Origin of the sequence: Mesorhizobium sp. LNJC391B00, from assembly GCF_000502535.1 — a bacterium.
GTDB lineage: Bacteria > Pseudomonadota > Alphaproteobacteria > Rhizobiales > Rhizobiaceae > Mesorhizobium.
In genome coordinates, this window is record NZ_AYWI01000003.1 from 34,340 (window position 1) to 52,604 (window position 18,265).

18 protein-coding genes are annotated in these 18,265 nt (G+C 64.5%); 8 read left to right on the top strand and 10 right to left on the bottom strand.

The features are described from left to right. The first annotated feature begins 1 nt into the window (after position 1). From X750_RS156780 to ggt, 3 genes are read left to right on the top strand one after another with little or no spacing between them, the layout of a single operon-like run. A complete protein-coding gene (locus X750_RS156780; RefSeq protein ID WP_023685714.1) occupies positions 2-1,384 on the top strand; it encodes a glutamine synthetase family protein in 1,383 nt (460 codons plus the stop codon). 2 nt (positions 1,385-1,386) lie between these two features. Next, positions 1,387-2,688 (top strand): FAD-binding oxidoreductase, encoded by a 1,302-nt coding sequence (locus tag X750_RS156775; protein ID WP_031201307.1) that lies wholly within the window; start codon positions 1,387-1,389, stop codon positions 2,686-2,688. A gap of 41 nt (positions 2,689-2,729) precedes the next feature. Beyond that, complete coding sequence (ggt, locus tag X750_RS156770; RefSeq protein ID WP_023746996.1) at positions 2,730-4,316, top strand: gamma-glutamyltransferase; 1,587 nt, start codon at positions 2,730-2,732, stop codon at positions 4,314-4,316. Positions 4,317-4,338: 22 nt separating this feature from the next. Here ggt and X750_RS1000000165670 read toward each other — a convergent pair whose 3' ends face one another. The 5 genes from X750_RS1000000165670 to X750_RS156755 all read right to left on the bottom strand — a co-directional run bounded on the left by X750_RS1000000165670 (position 4,339) and on the right by X750_RS156755 (position 8,726). Then, the gene (locus tag X750_RS1000000165670; protein WP_023672938.1) at positions 4,339-4,503 is read right to left on the bottom strand and encodes a hypothetical protein; all 165 of its coding nucleotides are present in this window, start codon (positions 4,501-4,503) and stop codon (positions 4,339-4,341) included. Next, entirely contained in the window at positions 4,500-5,555 is a 1,056-nt protein-coding gene (locus tag X750_RS156765; protein WP_023685718.1) for an ABC transporter ATP-binding protein, read from the bottom strand. Before X750_RS156765 ends, X750_RS1000000165670 begins: the two co-directional genes overlap by 4 nt. 11 nt (positions 5,556-5,566) lie before the next feature. Next, entirely contained in the window at positions 5,567-6,163 is a 597-nt protein-coding gene (locus X750_RS1000000163635) for a carbohydrate ABC transporter permease (protein WP_050588581.1), read from the bottom strand. A 252-nt stretch (positions 6,164-6,415) separates the two neighbouring features. After that, positions 6,416-7,345, bottom strand: coding sequence for a sugar ABC transporter permease (locus X750_RS156760; RefSeq protein WP_156932370.1), 930 nt, complete (start codon positions 7,343-7,345; stop codon positions 6,416-6,418). 67 nt (positions 7,346-7,412) lie between these two features. Then, positions 7,413-8,726, bottom strand: a complete 1,314-nt coding sequence (locus X750_RS156755; protein WP_023746998.1) for a sugar ABC transporter substrate-binding protein — start codon at positions 8,724-8,726, stop codon at positions 7,413-7,415. Between the two features lie 237 nt (positions 8,727-8,963). On the opposite strand from X750_RS156755, the gene X750_RS156750 reads away from it, so the two are divergent. Genes X750_RS156750 through X750_RS156730 form a run of 5 tightly spaced genes read left to right on the top strand, consistent with a single transcriptional unit; the run spans position 8,964 to position 14,001 of the window. Beyond that, a complete protein-coding gene (locus X750_RS156750) occupies positions 8,964-9,641 on the top strand; it encodes a 4-hydroxythreonine-4-phosphate dehydrogenase (RefSeq protein WP_023672934.1) in 678 nt (225 codons plus the stop codon). Beyond that, positions 9,641-11,098 (top strand): FGGY family carbohydrate kinase, encoded by a 1,458-nt coding sequence (locus tag X750_RS156745; RefSeq protein ID WP_023746999.1) that lies wholly within the window; start codon positions 9,641-9,643, stop codon positions 11,096-11,098. Before X750_RS156750 ends, X750_RS156745 begins: the two co-directional genes overlap by 1 nt. Positions 11,099-11,112: 14 nt before the next feature. Continuing rightward, entirely contained in the window at positions 11,113-12,405 is a 1,293-nt protein-coding gene (locus X750_RS156740) for an iron-containing alcohol dehydrogenase (RefSeq protein WP_084567111.1), read from the top strand. Between the two features lie 7 nt (positions 12,406-12,412). After that, positions 12,413-13,216 carry an HAD-IIB family hydrolase gene (locus X750_RS156735; RefSeq protein WP_023747001.1) on the top strand — a complete coding sequence of 268 codons (804 nt, stop codon included), beginning with the start codon at positions 12,413-12,415 and terminating at the stop codon, positions 13,214-13,216. 2 nt (positions 13,217-13,218) lie between these two features. Next, a complete protein-coding gene (locus X750_RS156730) occupies positions 13,219-14,001 on the top strand; it encodes a DeoR/GlpR family DNA-binding transcription regulator (protein WP_023672930.1) in 783 nt (260 codons plus the stop codon). An 11-nt stretch (positions 14,002-14,012) separates the two neighbouring features. Here X750_RS156730 and X750_RS156725 read toward each other — a convergent pair whose 3' ends face one another. The 5 genes from X750_RS156725 to X750_RS156705 are packed head-to-tail and all read right to left on the bottom strand — an operon-like array spanning position 14,013 to position 18,112. Next, positions 14,013-14,522: an L-2-amino-thiazoline-4-carboxylic acid hydrolase gene (locus tag X750_RS156725; RefSeq protein ID WP_023672929.1), complete on the bottom strand. Its 510-nt coding sequence runs from the start codon at positions 14,520-14,522 to the stop codon at positions 14,013-14,015. Then, positions 14,519-15,304: an ATP-binding cassette domain-containing protein gene (locus tag X750_RS156720; RefSeq protein ID WP_023747002.1), complete on the bottom strand. Its 786-nt coding sequence runs from the start codon at positions 15,302-15,304 to the stop codon at positions 14,519-14,521. The genes X750_RS156725 and X750_RS156720 overlap by 4 nt, the downstream gene beginning before the upstream one ends. Further along, entirely contained in the window at positions 15,301-16,302 is a 1,002-nt protein-coding gene (locus X750_RS156715) for an ABC transporter ATP-binding protein (protein WP_023747003.1), read from the bottom strand. Before X750_RS156715 ends, X750_RS156720 begins: the two co-directional genes overlap by 4 nt. Beyond that, a complete protein-coding gene (locus X750_RS156710) occupies positions 16,299-17,129 on the bottom strand; it encodes an ABC transporter permease (RefSeq protein ID WP_023735154.1) in 831 nt (276 codons plus the stop codon). The genes X750_RS156715 and X750_RS156710 overlap by 4 nt, the downstream gene beginning before the upstream one ends. After that, positions 17,126-18,112, bottom strand: coding sequence for an ABC transporter permease (locus X750_RS156705; protein ID WP_023747004.1), 987 nt, complete (start codon positions 18,110-18,112; stop codon positions 17,126-17,128). The genes X750_RS156710 and X750_RS156705 overlap by 4 nt, the downstream gene beginning before the upstream one ends. Positions 18,113-18,265: the final 153 nt, after the last annotated feature.

Sequence of the window (18,265 nt, forward strand, 5' to 3'; positions counted from 1 at the left end):
AATGCAGGACAAAAATACCAACACCGCTCTCTTCACCGGCAACGATCCCAAGGCCTGGCTCGCCCAGCACGGCATCACGGAGGTCGAGTGCCTGGTGCCCGACATGAATGGCGTGCTGCGCGGCAAGGCGCTGCCGACGGTGAAATTCCTCAAGGCGCTGGAAGACCGCGCACTCTACCTGCCGAGCAGCGCTTTCCTGGTCAGCATCGATGGCCGCTACTCCGGTTCCATCGACGAAGGCTTTGCCTATCAAGACCCGGATATGCGCATGGTGCCTGATATGTCGACGCTGTGCCTGGCGCCGGGCGGTGGCGTCGGCAAAGCCTATGTCTTCGCCGACGCCTTCCACATGCAAGGCAAGCCATGGATGGCCTCGCCACGACATGTGCTGCGCGCCGTGCTCGATCTCTACCGGAAGCGCGGTTGGCGCGCGGTGGTGGCGCCGGAAATCGAATTCTATCTGACCGCGCCCAATCCGAATCCCGACCAGCCGCTGACGGCACCGGTTGGCGCCAATGGCCGCGCCGAGGGCTCGCAGCATCCCTATGACATGGTGGCGCTGGAAGAATTCGAGCCGGTGATAAGGCGCGTCTATGATTATGCCGCAGCCGCCGGCCTGCCGCTCGACACGCTGATCCATGAGTCCGGCACCGCGCAGCTGGAGATCAATCTCTTGCACGGCGACGCGGTGCCGCTCGCCGACCAGGTGCTGCTGTTCAAGCGGCTGACTCGCCAGGCGGCGCAGCAGAGCGGCATGCACGCGACCTTCATGGCCAAGCCGATCGCGGCGCAGGCGGGAAGCTCGATGCATCTGCACATGTCTGTCGTCGATGAAACGACAGGCGCCGCGCTGTTTGCCGACAGAGATGATGCAGACACCGAAATGTTCGGCCATTTCATCGGCGGCCTGCAGAGATATGTGCCCGAGATCATGCCGCTGTTCGCACCCAACGTGAACTCGTTCCGCCGCATCCGGCCGAACCACAGCGCACCGGCCAACATCGAATGGTCGCATGACAACCGCTCTTGCGGCCTGCGCGTGCCGGCAGGTGGCCGCGCCGCCCGGCGGGTAGAGAACCGCTTGCCGGGAGCGGATTGCAATCCCTATCTGGCGATCGCCGGTTCGCTGCTTGCCGGCTATCTCGGCGTCGAGCAGAAGCTGGCGCGCTCGGCTGAGGCCTCGGGCAATGCCTACAGGATCAAAAGCACGCTGCCGAAAACGATGGAGGAGGCGCTTGATCGTTTCATTGCTTGCGAGCCGGTGCGGGCATTGCTCGGCGAGGATTTTTTCCAGACCTATCTGCGCGTCAAGAGCGTCGAACTCGACCTGTTCCAGAGCGTGGTGACGAGCTGGGAACGCGACCATTTGCTGCTGAAGGTGTGATCATGGCCTCCGGCTCAACAGGTTTCAATTCGAGCCTCGATATCGGCAATTCCTATTATGTCGCCACCGCCAATCCGGCGCCGGACCATCCGGCGCTGGTGGGAGATGTCGGCGCCGATCTGGTGGTGGTCGGCGGCGGCTGCACCGGCCTGTCGGCCGCCCTTCATGCCGCCGAGCGCGGCCTGAAGGTGGTGCTGCTCGAAGGCGGCAAGATCGGCTGGGGCGCGTCGGGCCGCAATGGCGGCCAGATGATCCCTGGCCTGCGCAAAGGCGCCAAGGGGTTGGTCAAGCTTTACGGCCCCGAGCGGGCGAAGGCGCTGTTCGACCTCGCCTTCGAGGCGCGGGGCCTGGTGCTCGACATCATCGAGCGCCACGCCATCGATTGCGATCTGCGGCTGACCGGCCATCTCGTCGGTGCCGTTAATGGCTCCGACCTCAGGGATCTCGAAGACGAGGCCAAATGCCTCGAGAGCGTGATGAAGTTCCGCGACGTCGAGATCCTGTCGGCGGCGCAGGCACGCGGCAAGGTGGACACGCCCTATCATGGCGCGATGTATGAGCCGCTTGGCGGCCATATGCATCCGCTGAACTACACGCTCGGCCTTGCCCGTGCCGCCGTGGCGGCCGGTGTCGTCATCCATGAAAATTCCGTCGCGGTAAAGCTGGAGCGCGAGCCTTCGATCCGGGTCTCGACGGCGCAGGGGTCGGTAAGGGCCAAACATGTCGTGCTGGCCGGCGACGCGTTGCTGCATGGGCTGGAGCCGCGCGTCAACAGCCGCATCATGCCGGTCGGCAACTACATCGTCGCCACCGAACCGCTGGAGGGCAAACACAATGTCATCCCGGCCAATGTCGCGGTGTCCGACACGCGCTTCGTCGTCAACTACTACCGCATGTCGGCGGACGGTCGGCTGCTGTTCGGCGGCGGCGAGCGCTACACGCCATCGCCGCCGGCCGACATCGCCGGCTTCGTGCGGCCGCACATGGAGGCCACCTTCCCGCAACTGAAGGGCTGCCGCATCGATCATGCCTGGGGCGGTCTGGTGTCGGTGACCACGTCGCGGCTGCCGCATGTCGGGCACTATGGCGAGGTCTATTTCGCGCATGGCTATTCCGGCAAGGGCGTCATCCTGTCAACGCTGTCGGGCAAGCTCTTGGCCGAAGCGATTACGGGCGACGCCTCGCGGCTGGACCTGTTCTCGACGCTGACGCCGATGCCGTTCCCGGGCGGTACGGCGCTGCGGGGCCCGCTCTATGTGCTGGGGATGTTGTGGTACGCCATGCGCGACCGCATCAAGCATTGAAGGCTGCGGCCGGCGGGCGCGAAATCATTGGAGGCGATTGCATGCGTGATTTTCAGTTCCCCGGCCGCTCGCCAGTTCGCGCGACAGAAGCGATGGCGGCGACATCGCATCCGCTGGCGACGCTGGCCGCCATCGACATGCTGCGCTCCGGCGGCAATGCCATGGATGCCGCTGTCTGCGCTGCGGCGGTGCAAGGCGTCGTCGAGCCGCAATCGACCGGCATCGGCGGCGACTGTTTTGTGCTCTACAGTCCCAAAGGCGAGGGCGATGTTCTCGCTTTCAACGGCTCGGGGCGTTCGCCCGCTGCGGCAACCGCCGAATGGTATCTGGAGCGGGGGCATAGCGAACTGCCTGCGGCCGGACCGCATGCCGTCACCATACCAGGCGCCATCGATGCATGGTGCCGGCTACTCGAGGACCACGGAAAAAAGGGCATCGACGCCGCGCTGGCGCCAGCCATTCGCTGTGCCGAACAAGGCTATGTCGTTTATGATCGCGTCGCCTTCGACTGGGCCGACGAGGTCGCCCTGCTCTCAGCCGATGAACACGCCGCGCGCATATTCCTGCCCGAGGGAAGGGCGCCGCAAGCCGGCGATGTGCATCGGCAGCCGCACTTGGCGGACACCTTGCGCATCATCGCCAACGGAGGCCGTGCAGGGTTTTATGAAGGTGAGGTCGCGGACGATCTGGTGGAACGTCTTCGCGCGCTGGGCGGGCTGCATGCATTGGAGGATTTCGCCGAGACCCAAGGCGACTACGTTACGTCGGTGAATACGTCCTATCGCGGCTACGATATCCATCAGATGCCACCGAACAATCAGGGCATGACGGCGCTGATCATGCTGAATGTGCTTTCGGGCTTCAGCCTTGGTTCGTTGGAGCCGAACAGTGCCCAGCGGCTGCATCTCGAGATCGAAGCCGGCCGGCTTGCCTACCAGGACCGCGATACTTTCATCGGCGACCAGGATTTCGTCCAGGTCCCCGTCGAACAACTGCTGTCGGCAGCCCATGCGGAGCGGCTGCGCGCCGCCATCGATCCGGCCCTCGCCATGACGCATCTGCCGCGGCTTGAGCTGTCGCGCAGCGACACCGTCTATATCTCCGTGGTCGACCGCGACCGCAATTCGGTCAGCTTCATCAACTCGACCTTCGGTTCCTTCGGCAGCGGCGTCGTCGGTCCCAAGACAGGCGTCGTGCTGCAGAATCGCGGCAGCAGTTTTCGCCTCACGGAAGGCCATCCAAATCGTATCGCGCCGCGAAAGCGACCGATGCACACCATCATGCCTGGCATGGCGACGCGAGGGGGTAAGGTGGTGATGCCGTTCGGGGTGATGGGCGGCGGCTACCAGCCGTTCGGCCATGTCCATCTGTTGACCAACATGATCGATTTCGGGATGGACCCGCAGCAGGCACTGGATGCGCCACGGGTGTTCTACAAGGACAATGCCGTGCTGGCCGAGCGCGGGATTCCGGCTGAGGCGATCGCCGGCCTGCGTCAGCGCGGCCATCAGGTTTCGATCGCCGAGGAGCCGCATGGCGGCGGCCAGCTGGTGCAGATCGATTGGGAAAAGGGCACGCTCACCGGTGCCTCCGATCCGCGCAAGGACGGTTGTGCGCTGGGCTACTGATCTGCGTTGCTGGAATGCGCATTCAGAACCAGATCAGCCAGACAAGCTGCAGGATTACCAGTGCAATGGCGTCCCAGAAGATGAGTTCGCCCATCGAGAACCAGCGCCGCGACCGGTTGAAGCTGTAGAACAGCCGCCAGACCAGAGCAGCGGCGGCCAGCGGCACCAAAGCGAGCAGCGTGCTCACGGCAGCCGCGCTCCCGACACCGCATCGAATGTGTGCAGCGCTGCCGGCGGAAAGCGTAGATAAAGCGGCTGGCCGGGATCGAAAGCGCGATCGTCATTCACAGTCCTGACGATCAGCGCGTTGGCCTCGCTATTGGCGAAGATCAGCACGTCCGGCTCGACCGGTTCGACGACGTCGACGGCAAACAGGATGGCGTCGCCGGCAGTCGCGTCGACAAGCTGGATCTGCTCGGGGCGAATGCCGAGCACGATGGGACCATCAGGCTTTCCCGGAAGCGGGCAAGTGAAACCGCTGGCGTGGAAGACGCCGGCGCGGACATCGCCATCGAACGTGTTCATCGCTGGACGGCCGATGAATTCGGCGATGAAGCGATTGGCAGGCCGCCGATAGATCTCGCGCGGGTCGTCGTACTGGATCAGTGCGCCTTCGCGCAACACCGCGACCCTGGTCGCCAGCGTCATCGCCTCTTCCTGGTCGTGGGTGACGAAGACGAAGGTCTTTTTCAGCTCGCGATGCAGACGCTTCAGCTCGGTGCGCATGTGGAGCCGCAACAAGGCGTCGAGATTGGACAGCGGCTCGTCCATCAGACAGAGGCTCGGCTGCCAGACGAGTGCGCGGGCCACAGCCACGCGCTGCGCTTGGCCGCCCGACAATTGCGAAGGGCGGCGGTCGAGGTAACGGGTGATTTCGAGCAGCTCGGCCATGGCGCGGACGCAGCGGTCAAGCTCGGCGGCCGGCATCTTTCGGATGCGCAAGGGATAGGCGATGTTCTCGTAGACGCTCTTATGGCTGTAGAGCGCATAGTTCTGGAACACCATGCCCATGCCGCGCAGGCGCGGCGGCAGGTCGGTGACATCGAGGCCCTCGACCATGATGCGCCCGGCGGTCGGCCGCTCCAGCCCGGCGAGCAGCCGGCAGGCTGTCGTCTTGCCGGAACCGGACGGGCCGAGCAGAACCAGGAATTCGCCGGGCTCGAAAGCAAGATCGAGCGCCTGCAGCGCCACCGTCCCGTCCGGGAAGGCCTTGGTGACGCCGTCGAAAACAATTGCCATACAAGATCCCTTCAACCCTTGACCGCGCCGAAGGTGAGGCCGCGGACGAGCTGTTTCTGGACAAGGAACGTGAAAAGCACGATCGGCAGCGTTGCCACGATCGCGACTGCCGCGACCTGTCCCCAGAGCGTGCCATGCGGCGTCACCAGCCCCGGTATGCCGACGGTCAGCGGCCGCCCGTCGAAAGCGACGAGGATGAAGGCATAGAGGAACTCGTTCCACGACAGGATGAAGCAGAGCACGGCCGTTGCGCCGATGCCGGGCGCGGCCAGCGGCGCGACGACGAAAAAGAATGCGCCGAGCCGCGAGCGGCCGTCCATCATCGCGGCCTCGTCGATCTCCCTGGGGATTTCGGCGAAGAAGCCGCGCATCATCCAGACGACGAGCGACAGGTTGAAGGAGGTGTGGGCGATCACAACGGCGTAGATGGTGTCGATCAGGCCCAGCGAGGTGAAGAACAGGAACAGCGGGACGGCGATTGAGATCGGCGGCGCCATGCGCGTGGTCAGGAAGAAGAAGAACAGGTCTTCCTTGCCGGGAAAATCCGAGCGGGCAAAGCCATAGGCCGCTGGCGCGCCGATGACGATGCAGAGTATGGTCGACGACANGACACCGAGATCAGCACCGAATTGATCGCCAGCGGCCAGTATCCCTTGTCGATGAAGACGGCGGGATAGTTGGCAAGCGTCGGCGAAAAAATCCATTTCGGCACAGAAGACAGAAGATCGACGCGGTTCTTGAACGACGCCAGCACCATCCAGACATAAGGCGTCAGCGACACCACGACGGCGACGAGCAACACCGCCCAGGCAAAGCTTTTCCAGGCGCGGTTGGTGGATTGATCGATCATCGCCGCGCCCTCAAAACGCCGCCGCCTGCTTGCGGCTCGACCAGTAGACGGCCTTGTAGAAGACCGAGCACAGGATCAGCACGACGAGGTAGATCATGAAGGCGACCGCGGCGCCGTAGCCGAGGTCCCAGTTACGGAAATTGACGCGGTAGGCGTAGATCGAGACCAGCTCGGTCAGCGTTCCCGGACCGCCGCCGGTCATCAGGAAAACCTTGTCGAACTCCTTGAAGGCGTCGATGCCGCGCAGCAGCAGCACGAGCGCGATGACCGGCCGCAGCAGCGGCAGCATGACGTCTCGGAAAATCTGGAACGGTTTGGCGCCATCCATCATTGCCGCCTCGAACGGCGCGCGCGGCAGGCTCATCATGCCGGCGAGCATGATCAGGGTGACGAAAGGCGTCCACTGCCAGACATCGATGGCGACGATGGTCGGAAACACCAGGTCGGGTGCCGAAAGCACCGCCGAATTCTGCGCCAGCAGACCGACCTTGCGCATGTAGAAGGTGAGCATGCCGAAATCGCCCTGCAACAGCAGCCGCCAGATCAGCCCGACGGCGACCGGCGCGATCATCATCGGGATGAGCAGCAGTGTGGTGAGAAGCCGCTGGCTGGCGACGAAGCGGAAGATCAGGAAGGCCAGCGCAAAGCCGAGCAGGAACTCAAGGCCGACGGCGATGACGACGAATTTCAGCGTCAACAGGAACGATGCCCAGAAGAATGGGTCGTTGCGCATCAGCTTGCGGAAATTGTCGAAACCGACGAAGGCGCCGGCATGGCTGGCGTCGGCGAAGCTGAGGTCGGTCAGCGCGGTGTAGACCATGTAGTAGAACGGGCCGACCAGGAAGACGACGACGAGCAGGGTCGCCGGCAGCATCAAGAGCGGCCCCACCCCACGGTCGAGAAGCGGCATTCCGCGCGGCGATGGAGTGCGGTTCGTCACGGGCGTTTCCTGCGGACAAGAACGGCTACCCGCTTGTGCGGGTAGCCTCTGCGCGACATCTCAAGGCCTATCGTGCCGGATAGGTCATGGGTGCGCAAGAACCGAGCAGTGTCGAGATGTCAGTGGCGGCGGTGTCAAGGGCGGCCTGCGCCTCCTTTTCGCCGGCGAGGTAGGATGACAGTTCGCGCACTAGTATGTCGGTCATCTCGGCCGATTGCGGCAGCGTCGCCTTCGGCACCGCATGCTCGTTGGCCTCCATCGAAGCCTTGGCATAGGGCAGCTTCTGCACCTCGGCGGAGGCATAGACATCCGGCCGACCTGAAGCGCCGCCATTGAGATGCTGTTCGAGCTGGCGGTCATAGCCCATCATCCACTGGACGAAGAGGAAGGCGGCCTGCTGGTTCTTCGAATAGACCGGGATCAGATAGGTCCAGCCCTCGACCTGGCCGATCTTCCCGCCGTCGCCTTGCGGCACGAGATCGAAGCCAACCTTGCCGACCACGGTGGAGGCCGTGGTGTCGACCGACACGGCATAGGTTGCGTCGTTCCACATGATCAGCTCGGCGACCTTGGCTTGCTGCATCAGCGCCATGACATCATCCCAGAAATAGTTGAGGCTGTCCGGCGGCGAGAATTGCAGCAGGCTCTTGTAATATTCGAGCGAGGCGACGGCCTTGGGGCTGTTGACGATGACCGGGCCGCAGGCCGAGCCGCTCTTCACGTCGAGCACGTCGCCGCCGAAGGAATAAAGGAAATTGAGCCACTCATACCACAGTGCCTCATGGCGCTTGCCCTGCAGGGCGGTGCCGTAAAAACCCTGGTCGGGGCGATAGAACCATTCGGCGATATCGCGGTATTGCTTCCAGTCCTTGGCGGGAGCGAGGTCGTAGCCATACTTGGCCTTGAAGCCTGCCTGCTCCTTGGGATCGGCGAGCAGGTCCGAGCGATACCACATGAACATGTTGAGCACTGTGAAGGGGAAGCCGTACTCCTTGCCGTCATACCAGGAGATTTCGTGCCAGGCGGTCTGGTAGAGCTGCTTCTCCGGCTCGAAGCTCGGATCGCGCAAAGCCGGGTCGGCCATCATCTTGGCGATTTCGACCAGATGGTTGTTGGTGGCGAACTTGCCGAGTTCGCGATGCGGCTGGATGATGACGTCGTAGCGGCCGCGGTGCGAGTTGAGATCGAGCTGCACCTTGTTGACGGCTTCCGAGTGCTCGTACATCTCGACTTCGACATGGATGCCGGTCTGTTTTTCAAACTCCGGCGCCATCTTCTTCAGCGCTTCGAGCGGCGGCAGCGCCTCGCCGACCATGCGGATGGTCTGGCCGCTATAGCGTTTCGACGCCTCTTTCAGATCCCACGCGGCCGCTTGTGTCACTTGCCACGTCAGGGGCCACACAAATACGACTGCGACGAGCAGTCTGGACGCGGTACGTCTCAGCGGCTTGAGCATTCTTCCCTCTCCCTAGAAGTCGTGCCTGGCGGGCCGGCGCCCGTTTTGTCATAAAATGTGTGGTACTGCAAATCAAAATGTGGCACCTTGCAACAAATGGTTGGGAGGTGTTAACAGACCGGCAGCAAACCGGCTTTCCCGACCAGGCGAGGGACCTTTCGGATGGACTTCATCTTCATGCTGACGCGCAACGATCGCACGGTCGAGGACTGTCTCGACCTGGTCGATTTGATTGAGCCGGTCGGCCTGAAGCATGTCGGCTTCAAGGATATTGGCGTCGCGCCGGATGTGCTGCGCAAGCTCGCTGTCGCCATTGGCCGGACAGGCGCCACCACTTACATGGAAGTTGTCTCGACGACGGCCGAGGCCTGCCTTAATTCCGCGCGCATCGCCAGGGATCTTGGCATCCAGCGCCTGCTCGGTGGTACCCAGGTCGACGAGATCATGGCGTTGCTGGAGGGGAGCGGCACCGAATACTACCCTTTTCCCGGGCGGCCGGTCGGCCATCCGACCAAGCTCGGCGGTTCGGCTGAGGATGTCGAGGCCGACTGCCGCGCCTTCGCCGAGAAGGGTTGTGCGGGATGCGACATCCTCGCCTATCGCGCCACCGAGGCCGACCCGGCCGAACTGGTGCGCGCAGCCCGGCGCGGGCTTGGTCCGTCGCGGCATCTGATCGTCGCCGGCGCTGTGGCATCAGCCGATCGCATCAAGGCAATCAAGCTGGCCGGCGCCAACGCTTTTACCATTGGCACAGCGGTTTTCGATGGCTCCTATTCGCCGACGAAAGGTTCTATCCTCTCGCAACTGCGGGATGTCCTCGCGGATTGCGAGCGTGTCTAATGCCAGTCATCGGCATCGATCTCGGCACACAAAGCCTAAAGGCGATCGTTGTCGATGACGAATTGCGGCTGCGTGGCGAGGCCGCTGTGTTGTACCAGCCGGCCTTCCCGGCGCCCGGCTGGGCCGAACAGAACCCGGCGCTGTGGCTGGCGGCGCTCAAGCCGGCCATTGCCGGCGCGCTCGACAAGGCTGGGCTTGCGCCGTCCGACATCAAGGGTATTGCCATTGCCGGCCAGCTCGACGGCTGCGTCGCGGTCGATCGCAATGGTGAGGCGCTGGCTTCGTGCATCATCTGGATGGACCGGCGGGCGGCAGGAGAGATCGCCGGCATCGACCCGGACTTCATCCGTGAGCGCACCGGTCTCGTTCTGGACGCCACCCATATGGCGGCGAAAATCCGCTGGGCCGCGCGCAACCTGCCCGAAGCGCGCCGAGTGGCGCTCTGGCATCAACCTGTATCATTCGTGGTCGCAGCGTTGTGCGGTCGTGCCGTCATCGATCACGCGCTGGCCTCGACGACCATGCTCTATGGGCTGAAGGAGCACAATTATGCCGGCGATCTGCTGGCGGCCTTCGACATCGATGCAGATAAATTGCCCGGCATCGACGATGCATCTGAGATCGCCGGCGCCTTGACCCACGCCGGCGCCGAGCTCACCGGTCTTCCTGTGGGCACGCCGCTGGCGGTCGGCACCGGCGATGATTTTTCGGCCGCCATAGGCGCCGGGGTTGTCGTGCCCGGTGTCGTCGCCTGCAATCTCGGCACGGCCGAAGTGGTCGGCGCGGTGTCCGGCACGCTTCGCCTCGACCCCGGCGGCCTGGTCGAGACCCATGGCTTTCTCGGCGACGGCTATTTCATCTCCAATCCCGGATGGCTCTCGGGCGGCGCGGTGACGTGGTTTCTAACAATCTTCGGCGTCGATTCGCCGGCGGCGATGTCGGAACTGGCGGCGACGGTGGTTGCCGGCAGCGACGATTTGCTGTTCTTGCCCGCGTTGTCCGGTGCCATGGCGCCGCGCTGGATCGCCGAAGCGCGTGCCGCTTTCTACGGCCTGACATCCTTCCACGGCAAAGCCGCTTGTGCCCGTGCCGTGCTGGAGGGCTGTGCCTTTGCCATGCGCGACGTGGTCGACCGGCTGGACGATCTCGATATCGCGACGGATCGCATCCGGCTCTCAGGCGGTGGCGCGCGCAGCCGGGTATGGGCGCAAATCCGTGCCGATGTCAGCGGCAGGCCGGTCGAGATCGCGGGTGCGGCCGATGCCTCGCCGATCGGTGCGGCAATCCTTGCCGCCGCAGCCATCGGCCTTACCTCCTCAGTGCAGCAGGCGGCTGAAAGGCTGGCCGGCCACATCGAGACGATCGACCCTGATCCTTCCGCCAAGGCCGCCTACGACAGAAGTTACCGCCGGTATCGCACCTTGTTCGATGCCCTGACCCCGCTTCATGCTGACTGACCGGACTGCATCCTATGTCCAGACAAATGCTCGATCGCCTTATTGCCGGCACGCTGCCTGACCCGGATAGCCAGGGAATGCTGTCGGTGCCGCTGAAGACCATCGTCATAGGGCGCGGTCTCGGCGATGAAGCCGATGCGCTGGTCAAGCCGCTGCCGCTCGGCCGCAGGCTCGCCGTTGTCATGGATCCCGACACAAGGCTGGCTCTCGGCGAGAGAGTGTCGATTGCGCTGCGCGGCTCCAGTGATGTCGACAAGATCATCCTGCCGCGCCATCCGCATCCCGACATGGACACCGTGCGATCGGTGATCGCCCGCACGAAAGACGCCAGCGGTCTGGTCGCGGTCGGATCGGGCTCGATCAATGACATCACCAAATATGCCGCCCACCTGACCCAAAAGCCCTATGCGGTGTTCGGCACCGCGCCGTCGATGAACGGCTACACCTCGGTGTCTGCGGCAATCACAGAGGACGGCCTGAAGAAATCGCTGACGGCGAGCCTGCCGGTCGGTGTCTTCCTCGATCTCGATGTCATGGCGCGAGCGCCGCACCGGCTGATCGCTGCCGGCTTCGGCGATTCGATGGCGCGGCCGACCGCGCAGACCGATTGGCTGATGGCGCATCTGTTGCTCGGCACGCCCTACCGGGAGGCGCCGTTCATGCTTCTGGCCGAGGACGAGGAGGCGCTTATCGCCAAAGCCGGCGAACTCGGGACCGGCGACCTTGAGGCGACGGAAGTGCTGGTGCGCACGCTGGTCATGTCGGGCCTTGGCATGACTTTGTGCGGCGGCTCCTATCCGGCCAGTCAGGGCGAACATCTCATCGCCCACTATATCGACATGCGGGGCCAGGGATTGCCCGAGGCGCATCACGGCGAGCACATAGCGGTGACGACGTTGACGATGGCGCGGCTACAGGAACGCGTGCTGGCGCTGCGGGAGCTGCAGCTCGCGCCGTCCGCCGATACGCCAGACCGCTTCATCGAAATCTTCGGCGAAACGCTCGGACGTTCCTGCTGGGCGGCATTCAAGCCCAAGCTGCTGGACCGCGAACGGGCGGACGCTGTCAACACCATGCTGGCCAGGCAGTGGCGCTCGCATCGCGAAAGGCTGCTGCGGGTGGCACGCCCGGCGCGCGAGATCGCGGCAGCACTGCGTGCCGCCGGCGCCCCGACCACGCCGCAAGAGGTCGCCATACCGGCTGGCTTCTACGACGAGGCGGTCGCCAATGCGCGGCTGATCCGCGACAGGTTCACCATGCTCGACGTCGCTGCTGCCTCGCTCGAAACGGTTGCGGCGGGAGCCTGAGCGGGTGCTGCGTCCGCTCACCGACTTCACCGCGCCGGACCGGCGCAACATCGCTGTCGTGCTGACCGACATAGACGACACCTTGACCGACAAGGGGCGGTTGCCGGCAAAAGCCTATGTGGCGCTCGAGCGGCTGAAGCAGGCCGGCTTCATTGTCGCGCCGGTTACCGGCCGCCCTGCCGGCTGGTGCGACCTGATCGCCCGGCAATGGCCGGTGGACGGCGTGATCGGCGAGAACGGCGCCTTCTATTTCCGCTACGACGACGCCAAAAAGCGGATTGTTCGCCACTACGCCAAGAGCGCTGCCGAACGGCAGGCCGATGCCGCACGCCTCAAGGAGATCGAGCAAACCGTTCTGAGCGAAGTTCCGGGTGCGGCGGTCGCGGCCGACCAGGCCTATCGCGAGGCCGATCTGGCGATCGATTTTTGCGAGGACGTGGCGCCGCTGCCCAAAACCGAGGTTCTGAACATCGTCGGCATCTTCCAGCGCTATGGCGCGACGGCGAAAATCTCGTCCATCCACGTCAATGGCTGGTTCGGCAAATACGACAAACTGTCGACAAGCCGGCTATTCTTGCGGGACTGTTTCGGTATAGATATCGACCACGACAAGGACAGCATTGTCTTCGTCGGCGATAGTCCAAACGATGCACCAATGTTCGGCTTCTTCCCCAACAGCGTCGGCGTCGCTAATGTGCTGGACTTCGCCGGCGAGCTTCCTGCGTCTCCCGCCTTCGTCACAAGCGGGCGCGGCGCGGAGGGATTTGCCGAGCTTGGCGACGCGCTGATTGCTGCAATGGGAATGGAATAGTCATGGACCAAGGCCGACTGACGAAGAAGGAGCGGCACGCGCTTATCCTTTCGGAAGTGCGCCGGTCGGCGTCGATACGCATCTCCAAGCTCGCACGGCGCATCGGCGTCGCCGGCGAGACCATCCGCCGCGATCTCATCGAACTCGGCGATGCCGGACTGATCAACCGCACCTATGGCGGTGCGACGATCTCGCTGGTGACATCAGAACCGGTGATTTCCGAGCGTGGCCTGACCCTGATCGAGGAGCGCGCCCGCATCGGCCGCGGCGCGGCAAGCCTTGTCGAGAAGGGCCAGATCGTGATGATCGATGGCGGTTCGACCACCTATGAGGTGGCGCGCAACCTTTCGCAGCTGAAGCGCGACCTGACCATCATCACCAATTCCACCGGAGTGGCCTCTGTGGCCGGCGCCAATCCGACCTTTCGGGTGCTGCTCTGCCCCGGGACCTATGATAGCCGGGAAGGCAGCGTGTTGGGCGAAGACACCGTCGAGTTCCTGCGCCGCTACAATGCCGACGTCGCCATTATCGGGGCATCGGGGATAAGCGCCGATGGTCCGAGCGACATGATCTCGGGCGCCGCAGCCGTTAAACGCGCGATGATATCGCGTTCATTGTCGACGGTGCTGGTGGTGACCCACGACAAGTTTGGCCGCAGCAGTCTCGAACGCATCTGCGGGCTCGATGACATTGCCGATATCGTCACCGACAGCGAACCGAAGGCCGACCTGCGCACTGCTGCCGAACAGGCGGGCACGGAGCTGCATGTGTTTGCCGCCGGCTGATCAGCAACTGCCTATCCGGCGGCATCCCGGTTGGTCAGCGCGATGTGGCAGCAGCCGGAGCCGTGGCCCGGCGTCCAGGTGACATTGTCGAAGCGCACGCCCGTTGCCTCGAACAGACCACGGTCGAAAGCGCCGGCGATGCGGCAGAGCGTGGCGAGTTTTTCATCACCGACACCGGCCTCGACCCAGGCGTCCTTCAGCGGACAACGCTTCACCTTGAAAGCGATGTGGTCCGGCCCGCGCTCGACATCCGTCGGATACATCAGGCCGCCATCCGGGCTGACGGCCAAAAATGCCTCGCCGATGGCCGGCGCGTCGTTAGGTCCGAAACGGGCGAAGGCGGCCGCCGCCACCTCCTTGCCGCGCTGCTCGATGGTGCGGATCATGATCGCCTCGGCCTTTTCCGCGCCGAGTTCGCCGGTCAGCTCGTCGAGAAACAGACGGTAGAGATCGGCGCGGTTGCGGAAGGCGGAATCGAGTTCGAGCGACAGTTTTTCGGCTCTGGCTTCTGGTTCGGTCATGGTACCTGCCTGCTGCTTTTGTTCAATCTTGGCGCCGCCGCAACCAGCGCCTTGCCGATTGCCGATTGCGGCGCGTCGATTACGTTGCGGGCGTCGCCGCTCTCGGCGATCCGCCCGGCGTCGAGAAGGACGACGCGGTGAGCGATCGCACGGACCACGCCGAGATCGTGCGAAATGAAGAGATAGGCGATCCGTTCCCTGGCTTGCAGGTCGAGCAGCAGTTCGAGGATCTGTCCGCGCACCGAAACATCGAGCGCCGACACTGCCTCGTCGAGCACGATCAGCGACGGGTTTGTCGCAATGGCGCGGGCGATGGCGACGCGCTGGCGCTGGCCGCCGGAGATTTCGTGAATGGCGCGCGGGGCGAGATCGGCTGCCAGCCCGACGCGATCCAGCAAGGCAGCAATGCGGGCCGGCCTCTCGGCGCGGGAAGCGATGGCATGGATGCGCAAGGGATCGTCAAGCACGCGAGCCACCGTGGCGCGCGGGTTGAACGCGGCGAGCGGATCCTGGAACACCATTTGCAGGCGCGCGCGCTTGGTGCGCAGGGCCGCACCCTTCAAGAGCAGAAAGTCATCGCCTTCGAACTGGACGGTGCCGGCGTCGGGCTCGATCAACCTAAGCACCAGCCGCGCGATCGTCGACTTGCCGCCGCCGGAGGGCCCGGCCAGCGCCAGCGTCTCGCCGGGTTCGATGGCGAAGGAGACACCGTCGACGGCCGCGATGGCCTTGCCGCCACGACGGTATCGCTTGGTAAGACCGGAGACGGTGAGCAAGTTCATGCCGGCGCCCGTCGTAGCAGCGGATCGGCGTCGAGGCCGAGATGGGCGTCGAGCAGCGTTCGCGTATAGGCATGGCGCGGGGCGTTTATGATTTGCTCCGTCGGGCCGAGTTCGATCAGTTCGGCGTTCCGGAATACAGCGATACGCTCTGCGAGTTCGGCGGCCAGCGCGATGTCGTGGCTGATGAACAGCAGCGTCATGCCGTCCTCCGCCACCAGTTGCCGAATGAGGCTGACGATTTCGGCTTGCACAATGGTGTCCAGCGCGCTGGTCGCCTCATCGGCGATCAGCAGTTTCGGACCGGCTGCAATGGCCGCGGCAACAGCAACGCGCTGCTTCTGGCCGCCGGAGAGCTGGTGCGGGAAAGCACGCATGGCGGTTTGTGGGTCGGGCAGCCGGACACGTTGGAGCAGGGTTTTGGCTTTGGCGTAAGCTTGTGGCCAGTCGAGGCCGAGGTGGGTGCGGGCGACTTCGGCGATCTGTTTGCCGACGGTCATGACGGGGTCGAGGCTGGCGGAGGGGTCCTGGAAGACGAAACCAATGTCGCGACCGGGAAGGGGGAGCGTACTGGGTTCGGTTAATTTGAGAGGTCGGCGTTCCGTCACACCCCCCTCTGTCCTGCCGGACATCTCCCCCGCAAGGGGGGAGATTGCTCTCTCATCTCCGCCTTCGCCAACCACGAACGTTGCAGAAGGGAAGCCGTCGGCAAAGCTGCTGATCTCCCCCCTTGCGGGGGAGATGTCCGGCAGGACAGAGGGGGGTGGGAAGGATCGCGGCGCCTGAAACTGCCACTTGACATGCCCTTCAATCTTGGCGCTCGCCGGCAGCAGTCCAGCCACCGCCAGCGCCAGCGTGCTCTTGCCCGAACCGCTTTCGCCGATAATCGCCAGCCGCTCGCCGGCAATAACATCCAGGCTGACCCCCTTCAGCGCCGTTACCTCGCTGCCATCGCTGAAATAGCGCACAGACAGATCGCGTATCTCAGCCAGTGCGGTCACGACAGGCTCCTCCGCACCGCCGTCGTTTCGACCACGCCTTCGCCGGTGAGATAGACGCCAAGCACGGTCAGCACCAACGCGATGCCCGGAACGATCGACAGAAAGGGCGCGGTGCGCAGCACAGTGCGGCCCTCGGCGATCATGCCGCCCCAAGTGACGCGATTGGGGTCGCCGAGACCGAGGAAGGACAGCGCTGCCTCGGTGAGGATCGCGGCCGCCACGATCACCGAGGACAAGGCCAGCACCGGCGGCAACGCGTTGGGCAACACCTCGCGAAAAGCGATCTCAAGCGGATGCATGCCGATGACGCGAGCGCCGGCGACGTAATCGCGCTCGCGGATCGACAGCACTTCGGCGCGCGCTACACGCGCCGGTCCGGTCCAGGCGCCAAGCGCTATTGCCGTGACGACGACGCCGAGCGACGGCCCGACGACGCTGACGAAGGCCAGCGCCAGAAGAAAACTCGGCACGGTCTGGAAGGCATCGGTGATGCGCATCAGCCCCTCGTCCACAAGGCCGCCGGCAAAGCCGGCCAGCGTGCCGACGACCGCGCCGATGAAGAGTGCCGCCGCTGCCGCCGCCAGGCCGACCGCCAGCGAGGTGCGGGCGCCGTGGAACAGTTCGGCCAGCACGTCACGGCCGAGCCGGTCGGTGCCGAGCGGCAGCGACCAGTCCTGGAACGGCGGCAGCAGTGCTGGTCCGGCAATGGCCTGCGGGTCGCCGGGGAAGAGCAGCGACGCAAACAGCGCCATGGCGAACAGAAGCGCCAGGATGATCGCGCCGGCGACCGCTTCCGGCCGGCGCAGGAACCGCGGCAGCGCGCTCACGCGCTGGCCTCGCCGGCGCCGACGCGCGGGTCGAGGAAGGCGTAGGCGATGTCGACGGCAAGGTTGACGGCAATGACGAGGACGGCGCTGGTGAGAATGATGCCGAGCAGCAGCGGCGTGTCGCGCGAACCGACCGCTTCCTGCGCCAGCCGGCCGAGCCCGGGCACGGCAAAGACGCTTTCGATGACGACGCTGCCGCCCAGCATCTGCGCCGATTGCAGGCCGAGCATGGTGACCAGCGGCAAGAGCGCGTTGCGGGCGACATGGGCGAGCACGATGCGGCGGCGCGACAGCCCCCTGGCGCGGGCGGCGAGCACAAAATCCTGCCGCCACGCCTCGGCCATGCCGGCGCGCATCATGCGCAGATAGAGCGCGAGATAGATGAAGCCGAGCGCGGAAACCGGCAGGACGAGGTGGACGGCGATGTCGGTGGCGCGGTCAAAACCGGTCTTGTCCGAGGCCAGGCTCTCGATGCCGCCGATCGGCAGCCAGCGCAGGTCGACGGCAAAGACGACGATCAGCACCAGGCCGAGCCAGAAGCCCGGCACGGCATAAAGCGCCAGCGAGCCGATCGACAGGAAGCGGTCGCGAAAGCTGCCGGGTCTGGCGCCGGCGTAGATGCCGAGCGCCGAGCCGAGCCCGAAGGAGAGCGCGGTGGCGGTGACCATCAGGAGCAGTGTCGTCGGCAGGCGTTCCAGGATGACATCGCGAATTGGCCGCGAGAAGGTAACGGACTGGCCAAGGTCGAAATGCAGCAGCGCCCAGAGGTAGTTGGCGAGCCGGGTCAACTCGGACTGGTCGAGGCCCCAGCGATGGCGCAGCAATTCGATCATGCCGGCATCGCCACCGGTCGAGACGATGTAGGCGTCGACCGCATCACCGGGGGCGGCTTCCAGGAGGAGGAATGTGCCGATGATGACGATCAGCAGCACGAAGATGCTGCCGACGAGGCGACGGCGCATGAGGGTGAGGGCGCGGGTCATGGGAAAGGCATAACGCTGCGCCAGTCGGGAGAGGTGCGGTGTCTAGGCACCCCCCTCTGTCCTGCCGGACATCTCCCCCTCAAGGGGGGAGATTGGCTGTCATCGCAGGCTTCGCCAATCTCCAACGTTGCAGAATTGGCGGGACAGACAAGC

Coding starts and splice junctions, on each gene's coding strand:
- X750_RS156780 (WP_023685714.1), top strand. CDS start 2: ATGCAGGACAAAAATACCAACACCGCTCTCTTCACCGGCAACGATCCC.
- X750_RS156775 (WP_031201307.1), top strand. CDS start 1,387: ATGGCCTCCGGCTCAACAGGTTTCAATTCGAGCCTCGATATCGGCAAT.
- ggt (WP_023746996.1), top strand. CDS start 2,730: ATGCGTGATTTTCAGTTCCCCGGCCGCTCGCCAGTTCGCGCGACAGAA.
- X750_RS156765 (WP_023685718.1), bottom strand. CDS start 5,555: ATGGCAATTGTTTTCGACGGCGTCACCAAGGCCTTCCCGGACGGGACG.
- X750_RS156750 (WP_023672934.1), top strand. CDS start 8,964: ATGGACTTCATCTTCATGCTGACGCGCAACGATCGCACGGTCGAGGAC.
- X750_RS156745 (WP_023746999.1), top strand. CDS start 9,641: ATGCCAGTCATCGGCATCGATCTCGGCACACAAAGCCTAAAGGCGATC.
- X750_RS156740 (WP_084567111.1), top strand. CDS start 11,113: ATGTCCAGACAAATGCTCGATCGCCTTATTGCCGGCACGCTGCCTGAC.
- X750_RS156730 (WP_023672930.1), top strand. CDS start 13,219: ATGGACCAAGGCCGACTGACGAAGAAGGAGCGGCACGCGCTTATCCTT.
- X750_RS156725 (WP_023672929.1), bottom strand. CDS start 14,522: ATGACCGAACCAGAAGCCAGAGCCGAAAAACTGTCGCTCGAACTCGAT.
- X750_RS156720 (WP_023747002.1), bottom strand. CDS start 15,304: ATGAACTTGCTCACCGTCTCCGGTCTTACCAAGCGATACCGTCGTGGC.
- X750_RS156705 (WP_023747004.1), bottom strand. CDS start 18,112: ATGACCCGCGCCCTCACCCTCATGCGCCGTCGCCTCGTCGGCAGCATC.